Annotated in this window: 11 protein-coding genes; 10 read left to right on the top strand and 1 reads right to left on the bottom strand. The window is 71.6% G+C overall.

Annotated elements, in window-relative coordinates; translation table 11 throughout:
* Nucleotides 1-215: 215 nt before the first annotated feature.
* The 9 genes from ABII15_RS15760 to ABII15_RS15720 all read left to right on the top strand — a co-directional run bounded on the left by ABII15_RS15760 (nt 216) and on the right by ABII15_RS15720 (nt 10,335).
* The gene (locus ABII15_RS15760; RefSeq protein ID WP_353942952.1) at nt 216-593 is read left to right on the top strand and encodes a DUF3499 domain-containing protein; all 378 of its coding nucleotides are present in this window, start codon (nt 216-218) and stop codon (nt 591-593) included.
* Nucleotides 594-740: 147 nt separating this feature from the next.
* The gene (locus ABII15_RS15755) at nt 741-2,357 is read left to right on the top strand and encodes an L-lactate permease (RefSeq protein ID WP_353942951.1); all 1,617 of its coding nucleotides are present in this window, start codon (nt 741-743) and stop codon (nt 2,355-2,357) included.
* 130 nt (nt 2,358-2,487) lie between these two features.
* Nucleotides 2,488-3,852: a phosphomannomutase/phosphoglucomutase gene (locus ABII15_RS15750; RefSeq protein WP_353942950.1), complete on the top strand. Its 1,365-nt coding sequence runs from the start codon at nt 2,488-2,490 to the stop codon at nt 3,850-3,852.
* A 248-nt stretch (nt 3,853-4,100) separates the two neighbouring features.
* Nucleotides 4,101-4,271, top strand: coding sequence for a Trm112 family protein (locus ABII15_RS15745; protein WP_353942949.1), 171 nt, complete (start codon nt 4,101-4,103; stop codon nt 4,269-4,271).
* Nucleotides 4,272-4,306: 35 nt separating this feature from the next.
* Nucleotides 4,307-5,437, top strand: a complete 1,131-nt coding sequence (locus ABII15_RS15740) for an SIS domain-containing protein (RefSeq protein WP_353942948.1) — start codon at nt 4,307-4,309, stop codon at nt 5,435-5,437.
* 80 nt (nt 5,438-5,517) lie between these two features.
* Nucleotides 5,518-6,669, top strand: a complete 1,152-nt coding sequence (gene manA / locus ABII15_RS15735) for a mannose-6-phosphate isomerase, class I (RefSeq protein WP_353942947.1) — start codon at nt 5,518-5,520, stop codon at nt 6,667-6,669.
* A gap of 92 nt (nt 6,670-6,761) precedes the next feature.
* Nucleotides 6,762-7,745 carry a cation diffusion facilitator family transporter gene (locus ABII15_RS15730; RefSeq protein ID WP_353942946.1) on the top strand — a complete coding sequence of 328 codons (984 nt, stop codon included), beginning with the start codon at nt 6,762-6,764 and terminating at the stop codon, nt 7,743-7,745.
* Between the two features lie 291 nt (nt 7,746-8,036).
* Nucleotides 8,037-9,500: an adenosylhomocysteinase gene (gene ahcY / locus ABII15_RS15725; protein ID WP_353942945.1), complete on the top strand. Its 1,464-nt coding sequence runs from the start codon at nt 8,037-8,039 to the stop codon at nt 9,498-9,500.
* A gap of 220 nt (nt 9,501-9,720) precedes the next feature.
* The gene (locus ABII15_RS15720) at nt 9,721-10,335 is read left to right on the top strand and encodes a hypothetical protein (RefSeq protein ID WP_353947076.1); all 615 of its coding nucleotides are present in this window, start codon (nt 9,721-9,723) and stop codon (nt 10,333-10,335) included.
* Between the two features lie 18 nt (nt 10,336-10,353).
* Here the strand turns inward: ABII15_RS15720 and ABII15_RS15715 are convergent, their stop codons facing one another.
* Nucleotides 10,354-11,352, bottom strand: coding sequence for an RDD family protein (locus ABII15_RS15715; protein ID WP_353947075.1), 999 nt, complete (start codon nt 11,350-11,352; stop codon nt 10,354-10,356).
* A 105-nt stretch (nt 11,353-11,457) separates the two neighbouring features.
* On the opposite strand from ABII15_RS15715, the gene ABII15_RS15710 reads away from it, so the two are divergent.
* Nucleotides 11,458-12,465 (top strand): stage II sporulation protein M, encoded by a 1,008-nt coding sequence (locus tag ABII15_RS15710; protein ID WP_353942944.1) that lies wholly within the window; start codon nt 11,458-11,460, stop codon nt 12,463-12,465.
* The last annotated feature ends 290 nt before the right edge of the window (nt 12,466-12,755 follow it).

Genomic DNA, 12,755 nt, shown 5'->3' with positions numbered 1-12,755 from the left:
ATCTCTCCCGGACCGTTGAACTCGTGAAAGTTGACGCCATTTGTCCCGAGTGGTGACCGCTTTCATCTGCACCGCAGGGCGTACGACCCCGGGACACCGCAGGTCACGAAGGCGCCCGCGCGAGCCGGTGTGCGCCGTCTCACACCACGACACGGTGGGGTGACCTCGGGGAGAGTCGTCGCGGCCCGCTCAAGAGTGCGGTACCGTCCAACGCTGTGAGCCCTGTACGTCGCTGTTCGCGCACCGCTTGCGGCCGTCCCGCCGTCGCGACGCTGACGTACGTCTACGCCGACTCGACCGCGGTCCTCGGCCCGCTCGCCACCTACGCCGAACCCCACTGCTACGACCTGTGCGCCGAGCACTCCGAGCGCCTCACCGCGCCGCGCGGCTGGGAGGTCGTCCGGCTCACCGACAGCAGCGGCCCCAGCCGCCCCAGCGGCGACGACCTCGAAGCGCTGGCCAACGCCGTGCGCGAGGCGGCCCGCCCGCAGGAGCGCGCCGCCGAGGCCGGCGGCGGCAGCCCGCGCACCGCGGATCCCATGGAGGTCGCCCGCCGCGGTCACCTCAGGGTCCTGCGCTCGCCCGACAACTGACCGCATACGGGGGCACAGCGAGCCCGCGGCGGTCGCCTTCACCGGATCTTCGCCACCATCTCTGTCCCGTGCGTTGACGCACGTTTGTTGAGGACAGAACACTTTCGCCACCCTGTCCATGGGAATCCGGGATTCCGGGAGGCGCCCGTGTTCGTCCAGCAACTGGAGCCCGTCAGCGGCTCCCTCGGCCTGTCCGCCCTCGTCGCGACCCTGCCACTCGTCACCGTCCTCGTCCTGCTCGGCGCCGTGCGCATGAAGGCCCACCGCGCGGGCCTCATCGGCCTCGGCGTCGCCGTCCTGGTCGCCTGGCTCGCGTACGGCATGCCGCTCGGCCAGACCCTCTCCAGCGGCGCGCAGGGCGTGCTGTTCGGGCTCTTCCCCATCATGTGGATCGTCGTCAACGCCCTGTGGGTGTACCGGATGACGGTCCGCACCCGGCACTTCGACATCCTGCGCCGCTCCTTCGGCCGGCTCTCCGACGACCCGCGCATCCAGGCCCTCGTCATCGCGTTCTGCTTCGGCGCGCTCCTGGAGGCCCTCGCCGGCTTCGGCGCGCCCGTCGCCATCTGCTCGGTGATGCTCGTCGCGCTCGGCTTCGACCCGGTGAAGGCCGCGGTGGTCTCCCTGGTGGCCAACACCGCGCCGGTCGCCTTCGGTGCCATGGGTACCCCGGTGGTGACGCTGGCTCAGGTCACCGGCCTGCCGCTGGACACCGTCGCCTCCGTGGTGGGCCGCCAGACCCCGCTGCTCGCCCTCGTCGTGCCGCTGGTGCTCGTCGGCCTGGTCGACGGGCGGCGCGGGCTGCGCGAGACCTGGGTGCCCGCGCTGGCCTGCGGCGCCGCCTTCGCCGTCGTCCAGTTCGCGGCCTCCAACTACGTCTCCGCGCAACTCGCCGACATCGGAGCCGCGTTGATCGGCGCGGCCGCCCTGGTCGCCGTGCCGCGGGCGCGCAAGCCCGCCGCCGAGCCGGTACGCGCCGCGGTCCTCACCGGCGTACGCAGCGAGGACCTCGACGAAGAGGACCCGCGGGGCGAGGTGCTGCGCGCCTACGCCCCGTACGCGTTCATCGTCGTGATCTTCTCCCTGGCCCAGATCCCGGCCGTCAAGGACTGGCTCGCCGGGGCCAACCGCGTCTTCGACTGGCCCTTCCTGAACGTCGCCGGCCCGGGCGGCGACCCGGTGAGCGGCAATGCGTTCACGCTGCCGCTGGTCTCCACCGGAGGCACGCTCGTGCTGATCGCGGGTGTGTGCACGGCGGTGGTTCTGGGCGTGCACGCGCGCGTGGCGGCACGCGAGTGGCTGGGGACCGTGCACGAACTGCGGTTCGCCATCCTCACCGTGACGAGCGTGCTCGCTCTCGCCTACGTCATGAACCTCTCCGGGCAGGCCGCCACCATCGGGCACTTCGTGGCCGCGGCGGGCGCGGGCCTCGCCTTCCTGTCGCCCGTACTGGGCTGGTTCGGCGTCGCGGTCTCCGGCTCCGACACCTCGGCCAACGCCCTCTTCGGCGCCCTCCAGGTGACGGCGGCCCAGCAGTCGGGCCTGTCGCCGGAACTCCTCGCCGCGGCGAACAGCTCGGGCGGCGTCCTCGGCAAGATGATCTCCCCGCAGAACCTCACCATCGCCTGCGCGGCCGTCGGCCTCGCCGGCCGGGAGGGCGACCTGCTGCGCAAGGTGCTGCCGTGGAGCCTGGGACTGCTGCTCGTGATGTGTCTCATCGTGTTCGCGCAGAGCACGGCGGTGCTGTCCTGGATGCTGCCGTGACGCCCGCGTGACCAGCACCGTTGGCGGACGGCGGGTTCTTTGCGAGGAATGAGGGGTTCACGCTCTGTTGTCGGTGCGGACCGGTAGTTTGTGGGGTCCGTGAAGTACTTCAGGAGGGCTGGACCGGGCCATGGCTGCTGATCTGTCGCAGATCGTCAAGGCGTACGACGTGCGCGGGGTGGTCCCGGACCAGTGGGACGAGAAGCTGGCCGAGCTGTTCGGCGCCGCGTTCGTGCGGATCACCGACGCGACGGCGATCGTGGTCGGGCACGACATGCGGCCCTCGTCGCCGGGCCTCTCCCGCGCGTTCGCGCTCGGGGCGACCGCCCAGGGCGCGGACGTCACCGAGATCGGCCTGTGCTCCACCGACCAGCTGTACTACGCGTCGGGGGCGCTGAACCTGCCGGGAGCGATGTTCACGGCTTCGCACAACCCTGCCGAGTACAACGGCATCAAGCTCTGCCGGGCGGGCGCCGCCCCGGTCGGCCGGGACACGGGCCTCGCCGACATCCGCCGCCTCGCCGAGGAGTGGAGCGCGTCGGGCGCCCCCGAGCCGGCCGCCACCACGGGCACCATCAGCCGGCGGGACACCCTCGACGACTACGCGGCGCACCTGCGCGGCCTCGTCGACCTCACCGCCATCCGCCCGCTGAAGGTCGTGGTCGACGCGGGCAACGGAATGGGCGGCCACACCGTCCCGACCGTCCTCGCGGGCCTCCCGCTGGAGGTCGTGCCGATGTACTTCGAGCTGGACGGCACGTTCCCGAACCACGAGGCGAACCCGCTGGACCCGGCCAACCTCGTGGACCTCCAGACCCGCGTACGGGCCGAGGGCGCCGACATCGGCCTCGCCTTCGACGGCGACGCCGACCGCTGCTTCGTCGTCGACGAGCACGGCGACCCGGTCTCCCCGTCCGCGATCACCGCCCTGGTGGCCTCCCGCGAGCTCGCGCGCAACGGCGGCTCGGGCACGATCATCCACAACCTGATCACGTCCTGGTCGGTGCCCGAGGTCGTCAAGGAGCACGGCGGCACGCCCGTGCGCACGCGCGTGGGCCACTCGTTCATCAAGCAGGAGATGGCCACGACCGGCGCGATCTTCGGCGGCGAGCACTCCGCGCACTACTACTTCAAGGACTTCTGGAACGCGGACACGGGCATGCTCGCCGCGCTCCACGTCCTCGCGGCGCTCGGCGGTCAGGACGGCCCCCTCTCCGCCCTCGTCTCGTCCTACGACCGCTACGCCGGCTCCGGGGAGATCAACTCCACGGTCGCCGACCAGGCCGACCGCCTCGCCGCGATCAAGGCCGCGTACGGCGACCGGGACGGCATCACCCTGGACGAGCTCGACGGCCTCACCGTCACGGCGAAGGACTGGTGGTTCAACGTCCGCCCGTCGAACACGGAGCCGCTGCTCCGCCTGAACGCCGAGGCGCGGACCCGCTCCGCGATGGAGCAGGTCCGCGACGAGGTCCTCGGGATCATTCGGGCCTGACCTCGTCCGCGGCCCGGTGGGGGCTGGTCGCGCAGTTCCCCGCCCCTGAAGGCATGCGCTGCGCGCAGCCTTCCCCTGGGCGAGCGCAGCTCGCCTCAGGGGCGCGGGGAACCGCGCGAGAAGCGGCCACCGGCCCGCGGACGAAGTACGACCCAGGGGCGCGGGGAACTGCGCGACCAGCCCCAACGCCCCGGCGGTACCCTGACCAGGCCGCACACAAGGCACCCGAAACCCCGAAGGGACCCCTCATGCCGCTCGAAGCCGGCCTCCTGGAGATCCTCGCCTGCCCGGCCTGCCACGCCCCCCTCAAGGAGGTCGAAGCCGAGCTGATCTGCACCTCCAAGGACTGCGGCCTGGCCTACCCGGTCCGCGACGGCATCCCCGTCCTCCTCGTCGACGAGGCCCGCCGCCCCGCGTAACCCGCAAAAGACGCCGCCCGCAGGAGGCCCGCGCCATGTTCGACGAAACGCTCCTGGACGACCCGGACGCGCTGGCCCGGGCCGACCGCCGCGGCCTGCTGCGCGGCGCCGCCGAGGCGGGCGCCCGCGTACGCACCGCGGCCCGCTACGCCACCGAGGCCGGCATCGCCGAGCTGAAACCGGACGGCCGCCCGCGCGCCGTCATGATCGCGGGCCCCGGCACCGCCGCCCTCGGCGTCGCCGAGTTCATCGGCCGCCTGGCGGGCTCCGCCTGCCCGGTCGTCCGGCTGCGCTCCACCGGCGTCGCCCCCGCCTCCGGCGCCCTGCGCTGGGAACTGCCCGGCTGGGCCGGCTCCGTCGACCTCCTGCTGATCGCCACCCCGGACGGCAGCGAGCCGAGCCTCGCGCTCCTGGTCGAACAGGCCTACCGCCGCGGCGTCACGGTCGTCGCGGTCTGCCCCACCGGCGCCCCGCTGACCGAGACCGTGGCCGGCGCCCACGGCCTGTTCGTACCGATGGCCACGGCCCCGTACGACGAGCAGGAGAGCCCCGTCGCGGCCTCCGCCCCCGGCACCCTGTGGGCCCTGCTCACCCCCCTGCTCGCGCTGCTCGACCGCACCGGCCTGCTCAGCGCGCCCCCGGAGGACCTGGAGAAGGTCGCCGACCGCCTCGACCGCACCGCCGAACGCTGCGGCCCGGCCATCGCCACGTACGGCAATCCGGCCAAGACGCTCGCCTCCGAGCTCGCCGACTCGCTGCCGCTGATCTGGACCGAGGGCGCCGCCGCGGGCCCCGCGGGCCGCCGGTTCGCCGCCGCGCTCGCCGAGCTGGCCGGCCGCCCGGCGCTCGCCGCCGACCTGCCCGAGGCGCTGCCGGCCCATGGCGCGCTCCTGACGAGCGACCTCGCCGCGGGCGCCGACCCCGACGACTTCTTCCGCGACCGCGTCGACGAGGCCCAGGCCCTGCGCGCCCGCGTCGTCCTGCTCCGCGACCGGCCCACCGGCGGCCTCAGCGCCGCCCCCGCCGCCCGCGAACTCGCGCTCTCGCACGGCACCGCCATCAGCGAGCTGGAGCCCGAGGAGGGCAGCGACCTGGAGACCCTCGCGGAGCTGATCGCCGTCACGGATTTCGCCGCCGTTTACCTGGGCCTCGCCTCCGGTACGTGACCCGGAGCCGACCCTGTCCCCGGCCCGGCCGCACGCGCCGGCCCATCCGACCAGGACCGCGTACGGAGAACACACACGTCATGGACCGCCTCACCAACACCGTCCGCCCCTACGCCTGGGGCTCCACCACCGCCATCCCGCGGCTCATCGGCGCCGAACCGACCGGCGAACCCCAGGCCGAGATGTGGCTGGGCGCCCACCCCGGAGCCCCCTCCCGCACCGAGCGCGGCCCGCTGAACGAGGTCATCGACGCGCACCCCGCCCAGGAACTCGGCGACCGGGCGACCGCCAAGTTCGGCCCCCGCCTGCCCTTCCTCCTCAAGCTGCTCGCGGCGGGCGCCCCCCTCTCGCTCCAGGTCCACCCCGACCTCGTACAGGCGAAGGAGGGGTACGAGGACGAGGAGAGGCGGGGCGTCCCGATCGACGCCCCCCACCGCAACTACAAGGACGCCAACCACAAGCCCGAACTCATCTGCGCGCTCACCGAGTTCGACGGCCTGTGCGGCTTCCGCGCCCCCGAGGAGGCGGCCCGGCTCCTCGAAGGCCTCGGCGTCGACAGCCTCAAGCCGTACGTCGACATGCTGCGCGCCCAGCCCGAGGAGGCCGCGCTGCGCGAGGTCCTCACCGCCGTGCTGTCCGCCGACCGCACCGAGATGACGGCCACCGTCACCGAGGCGACCGCCGCCGCCCAGCGCATCGGCGGCGCCTACGAGCCGTACGCGGGCATCGCCCACCACTACCCCGGCGACCCGGGCGTGATCGCGGCCATGCTCCTCAACCACGTACGCCTGCAGCCCGGCGAGGCGCTCTTCCTCGGCGCCGGCGTCCCGCACGCGTACCTGAACGGCCTCGGCGTCGAGATCATGGCCAACTCCGACAACGTCCTGCGCTGCGGCCTCACCCCCAAGCACGTGGACGTCCCCGAACTGCTGCGCATCGTCCGCTTCGAGGCGAGCGACCCGGGCGTCCTGCGCCCCGAGGCGACACCCGACGGGGAAGAGCTCTACGACACCCCCATCGACGAGTTCCGCCTCTCCCGTTTCGTGCTGCCCGAAGGCGGCGCGACCCACGACCTCACCGCGCCGACCCCGCAGATCCTGCTCTGCACCGCGGGCACGGTCCGGGCGGGTGAGCTCGATCTGACCCCCGGCGGATCCGTCTTCGTCCCGGCGGACGAAAAGACCGAAGTGTCCGGGCTGGGAACGGTTTTCCGCGCGACTGTCGTGGCCTGAGAGGCCCCTGCGCCGTCCCGTGCTGCAACAATGACCCACCGCTGCACGGGACACACGCATACGCAGAACCTCGAAGGGACACCAGGAACGACATGAGTGCTTCAGGCGGAGCAAAGGCGATCGTGGCGGCACTGGCCGCCAACCTCGCGATCGCGGCATCGAAGTTCGTGGCGTTCCTCTTCAGCGGCTCCTCGTCGATGCTCGCGGAGGCCGTCCACTCGCTCGCCGACTCCGGCAATCAGGCCCTGCTCCTGATCGGCGGCAAGAAGGCCCAGCGCGAGGCGACCCCGCAACACCCCTTCGGCTACGGCCGCGAGCGCTACATCTACGCCTTCCTCGTCTCGATCGTGCTCTTCTCGGTCGGCGGCATGTTCGCCGTCTACGAGGGCTACGAGAAGATCAAGCACCCGCACGAGCTGGAGCACTGGTACTGGCCGGTCGGCGTCCTCGTCTTCGCGATCATCGCCGAGGGCTTCTCCTTCCGGACGGCCATCAAGGAGTCCAACCAGCTGCGCGGCAAGCTGACCTGGAGCCAGTTCATCAAGCGCGCCAAGGCCCCCGAGCTGCCGGTCGTCCTCCTGGAGGACTTCGGCGCCCTGATCGGTCTGGTGCTCGCCCTGCTCGGCGTCGGCCTCACCCTCGGCACCGGCGACGGCGTCTGGGACGGCATCGGCACGCTCTGCATCGGTCTGCTCCTGATCGCCATCGCCATCGTCCTCGCGCTGGAGACCAAGTCCCTGCTCCTCGGCGAGGCCGCGGGCGCGGACGAGGTCGCGAAGATCGAGCAGGCGGTCGTCGACGGCGACACCGTCACCGGCCTGATCCACATGCGCACGCTCCACCTCGGCCCCGAGGAGCTCCTCGTCGCCGCGAAGATCGCCGTCCAGCACGACGACACGGCCGCCGAGGTGGCCCGCGCCATAAACGAGGCCGAGGCCCGCATCCGCGCCGCCGTGCCGATCGCCCGGGTCATCTACCTCGAGCCCGACATCTACAGCGAGTCCGAGGCCGCCAAGGGCGCGGACCCGGAGGCCACCCCCGGCGGCCCGACGCCGAACCCGACGCCGGGGCACTGAACGCCCTCGTACGCGGCCGGCCCGGCCCCCGATACCGAGACGGGGTAGGGCCGACTGGGCCGATCGGTGTAGCTTTGTCACGAGCCAGACGTCGCTGCTGATGGCGGTCGGGCGGCCCGCACGACGGGTCGGCCGAGGGAGAGAGGGCCTCCGACGGACTGCGCTGCGAGTATCGACGGGACACCTGTGTCCGCCGACGCCCGCAGACCAGCCACGCATGCCTCCACCCGGTCGGCATGCGGACGAAGCCCACCTCGACCACCTGCAACTGCACCGAGGAGCAGCTCACTTATGACTTCTGTCGCCAACCGACAGGACCAGGACTTCAAGGTCGCCGATCTCTCCCTCGCCGCCTTCGGCCGCAAGGAGATCACCCTCGCCGAGCACGAGATGCCCGGCCTGATGGCGATCCGCAAGGAGTACGCCGACGCGCAGCCCCTGGCGGGCGCCCGCGTCACCGGCTCCCTCCACATGACGGTCCAGACGGCCGTCCTCATCGAGACCCTCGTCGCGCTCGGCGCCGAGGTCCGCTGGGCGTCCTGCAACATCTTCTCCACGCAGGACCACGCCGCCGCGGCCATCGCGGTGGGCCCGAACGGCACTCCGGACAACCCGCAGGGCGTCCCGGTCTTCGCCTGGAAGGGCGAGACCCTGGAGGAGTACTGGTGGTGCACGGAGCAGGCGCTGACCTGGCCGAACACCGCCACCGGCGGCCCGAACATGATCCTCGACGACGGTGGTGACGCCACCCTCCTCGTCCACAAGGGCGTCGAGTACGAGAAGGACGGCAAGGTCCCCTCGGTCGACACCGCCGAGTCCGACGAGCACCGCGTCATCCTCCAGCTCCTGAACGACACGATCTCCAACGGGTCGCAGAAGTGGACCCAGCTCGCCTCGGAGATCCGCGGCGTGACCGAGGAGACCACGACCGGTGTCCACCGCCTGTACGAGATGCAGCGCGAGGGCTCGCTGCTGTTCCCCGCGATCAATGTGAACGACGCGGTGACGAAGTCGAAGTTCGACAACAAGTACGGCTGCCGGCACTCGCTGATCGATGGCATCAACCGGGCCACGGACGTCCTGATCGGCGGCAAGACCGCTCTCGTCTGCGGCTACGGCGATGTGGGCAAGGGCTGTGCGGAGTCGCTGCGCGGCCAGGGCGCCCGCGTGATCGTCACGGAGATCGACCCGATCTGCGCGCTGCAGGCGGCGATGGACGGCTACCAGGTCGCGACGCTCGACGAGGTTGTCGACCAGGTCGACATCTTCGTCACGACGACCGGCAACAAGGACATCATCATGGCGAGCGACATGGCCAGGATGAAGCACCAGGCGATCGTCGGGAACATCGGCCACTTCGACAACGAGATCGACATGGCCGGCCTGGCGAAGATCGACGGGATCGTCAAGGACGAGGTGAAGCCGCAGGTCCACACGTGGACGTTCCCCGACGGCAAGGTGATCATCGTGCTGTCCGAGGGCCGCCTGCTGAACCTGGGCAACGCCACCGGCCACCCGTCGTTCGTGATGTCCAACTCGTTCGCGGACCAGACGCTGGCCCAGATCGAGCTGTTCACCAAGCCGTCGGAGTACCCGACCGACGTGTACGTGCTGCCCAAGCACCTGGACGAGAAGGTCGCCCGTCTCCACCTGGACTCCCTCGGCGTGAAGCTGACGACGCTCCGCCCGGAGCAGGCCTCGTACATCGGTGTCGAGGTCGAGGGCCCGTACAAGCCGGACCACTACCGCTACTAAGCACTACTGAGCACCACGCACCGGTCGATCGCGTCGCGCGTCGGCTGAACCGGCTGCAAGGACAGGCCCCCGCACCCCCGTGCCGGGGGCCTGTCCCGTACCTGCCGCACCGCTGGCTACGGTGGACACGTCCTTCGACGCCAGCCAGAACCACCCGGCCCGCACCCGCGACCGGTGGCGGCGGCCGTCACCAGGCCAGACAGAGGACCCGACGAAGCCCATGCCCCGCGGCCGCTATGCGCTCCATGATCCGCACGATCACACCCCCCTCGGCGAAGAACACTTCCACTGCGCGCCCGGCCCCTCCGGCTGGCGCTACGTCGCGCAACGCACCACCCCCTCCGGCGATCACGCCGGCTCGATCGACCTCGCCCTGGACGAACTCGGCCGCCCCATCCGCCTCGAACTCAACGCGGCGAGCTGGCAGGTCCGCGGCGCCGCTCTCGACGGCGTCACCTGGGTGCGCACCGACCCCACCGGCACACACGCCACCGAGGGAAACGCTCCCGCGCACGCGTTCACGGGCACGTCCCCCGCGTTCCTCATCGCCACGACCCGTCTGCTGAACCTCACCCCCGCTTCCCCCGTGACCCGTGTCCGTCTGGTCGCCCTCACCGATCCGGTCCTGGCCCCGCGCACCGTGGACCAGTCCTGGACCTTGCTGAACAGCGAAGCACACGCCACTGACAACGGACCCCTGACCGTGGACGCGTACCAGGTCACAGCCCTGGACACCGGTGAGCAGCACACCGTTCACCTCAGCGGCGACGTCGTCCTCGCGGCCCCCGGCATCGAGCTGGAGGACCTCGAAACACCGCCCTCGGTGTTCGCCTGACGCCGGAAGCCGGACGTCTCAGGCCGGGGGAGCGAACCCGGTGGCCGGCGGCTCGGCCCCACCGTCCCGGTCGCCGGGAGAGCCGGGAGCGCCGGGAGCGGAAGAGGGAGCGGGCGGCTTGCGGAACGCGTCCGGCGCGGGGCCGACGGGTGCGGCGGGCGGCGTGTACGGAGTGGGGGACTGCGGGGCGGGATAGGACGGGGCGGGATACGACGGGGCGCCCGTGAGGGCGTACCCCGCCGGGGCCGCAGGCCCGCCACCGTGCCGCGCCGCGTCGTAGGCCCGCTGGGCCTCGCGCGACTGCCGCTCGTGCACCACGGCGGCCAGGAACGCCGCGGGCGGCACATCCGTCGGCGCCGGAGCACCGGTGTGCGCGGCGACATCGGCCGCGAGCCGCGCGGCCATGCCGTGCCCCACCTGCGGATCCAGCTGCCCCATCCGCGTCAGGTACTGCCGCACCGCGAGCCACAGCCCCTCGGGCACCGCGGACAGATCGAGCTGCGCGAACCGGCCCACCAGCCACGGCGGGGGAGGCGGTACGAACGCGGCCTGCCCGGTGGGCACCCGCTCCCGCACGACGAGCGTCCCCGCGACGACGTCGCCGATCCTGCGCCCCCGCGCGGACACCAGTGAGGCGATGCAGGCCACGACCCCGAAGGTCATCAGGATCTCCACGACGCCGACGGCCCCCCGCACCAGCGCGTGCCGGAACCGGATCGGCCCCCCGTCGTCCCGCACGACCCGCAGCCCGCACGCGAGCTTCCCCAGCGATCGCCCCCTGCTCAGCGTCTCCACCGCGATCGGAACCCCGACCAGCACCAGCAGGAACGTCGCCACGGCTACGGCGGCCGAAGCGGCGTCGTCCAGCGAGGACGTGGCCGCCACGATCGTCATCGTCACGGCGATGTAGACGGCGAAGGCCACCGCGAGATCGATGAGCACGGCGAGTGCCCGGCTCGGCAGTTTCGCAGGCCGCAGCTCCAGAGCCACCGCCTCGCCCGTCACCAGCTCACTCACACCGGCCACCCACCCTTCCCTGACCTGCCCTAGGAACCGCCAGTCTGCCAAGCTGAGGGCACATCGCGCCGCACAGGTGCCGGAAAGCGAGGAGCAGCAGACCGGATGGACCTCGACGTCTTTGTGTCCGCCCACCGCGCCGAGTGGGACCGTCTGGACGCCCTGCTGCGCCGACGCGGCCGTCTCACCGGCACGGAGGCGGACGAACTGGTCACGCTCTACCAGCGCACGGCCACCCATCTCTCGCTCATCCAGTCCAGCGCACCGGACCCCCGGATCATCGGCCGCCTCACCCAACTCGTGGCACGCGCGCGTAGTGCCGTGACAGGCACCCGTCGCGCTTCCTGGCGCGACGTGACCGACTTCCTGACGCGCGGTTTCCCGGCCGCGGTCTACCGGGCCCGCCACTGGTGGGTGCCCACGGCCCTCATCTCGACGGCGATAGCCGCCCTGATCGGCTGGTGGATCGGCACCCACCCCGACATCCAGGCCTCCATAGCCGCCCCCGCGGAGCTCCGCGAGATGACCCGCCCCGGCGGCCAGTACGAGACGTACTACTCGAGCCACCCGGCGGCCTCCTTCGCGGCCCAGGTGTGGACGAACAACGCCCAGGCCGCGGCGATGTGCCTGGTCCTGGGCGTCTTCCTGGGCCTGCCGGTCCTCTGGATCCTCTTCCAGAACATGCTCAACGTCGGTGTGGGCATCGGCCTCATGACCTCCGCCGGCCGCCTCGACACCTTCCTCGGCCTGATCCTCCCGCACGGCCTCCTCGAACTGACCGCGGTCTTCGTGGCCGCCGGCACCGGCCTCCGCCTCGGCTGGACGGTCATCGACCCGGGCCCGCGCACCCGTCGCACCGCCCTCGCGGAAGAGGGCCGCGCAGCCCTGGGCATGGCCATCGGCCTGGCCCTGGTCCTCTTCGTCTCGGGCGCCATCGAAGGCTTCGTGACCCCCTCGGGCCTCCCGACCTGGGCCCGCATCGGCATCGGCATCGCGGCCGAACTCGCCTTCCTCACCTACGTCTACGTCCTCGGTGGTCGCGCCACCCGCGAGGGCGAGACCGGCGACGTCCCCGAGTCCGAGCGGAGCGCACTCCTGCCGACAGCGGCTTGATGTGCACCCGGCCCCGCTGACCTGCTAGTCTCCTCTTCGCCCCGGAAAGCCCGTTGACACGGACCGGACGGGGAGGTAGATTCGAACAGTTGCCCCGAACTCGACAGGTTCGTTTGCGACGGTTAGCATCTATCGCGCTTCACGAAACACTTTCTTTCGAGAAGCCCTCTGACTAATTCAGAAACCAACAGCCGGTCAGACCGGCCAAAAACTTCTGATAAAGTCGGATCAGCCGAAAGGCAAAGGCCCTCCAACAGCCACCGGAAACAAATTCGGACCGGAAACGGAAC

It is taken from the genome of Streptomyces sp. HUAS MG91 (assembly GCF_040529335.1).
In the GTDB taxonomy this organism is placed as follows: domain Bacteria; phylum Actinomycetota; class Actinomycetes; order Streptomycetales; family Streptomycetaceae; genus Streptomyces; species Streptomyces tabacisoli.
Note: the sequence above shows the minus strand (reverse complement) of the source record. Positions and strands in the feature narration are given on the sequence as shown.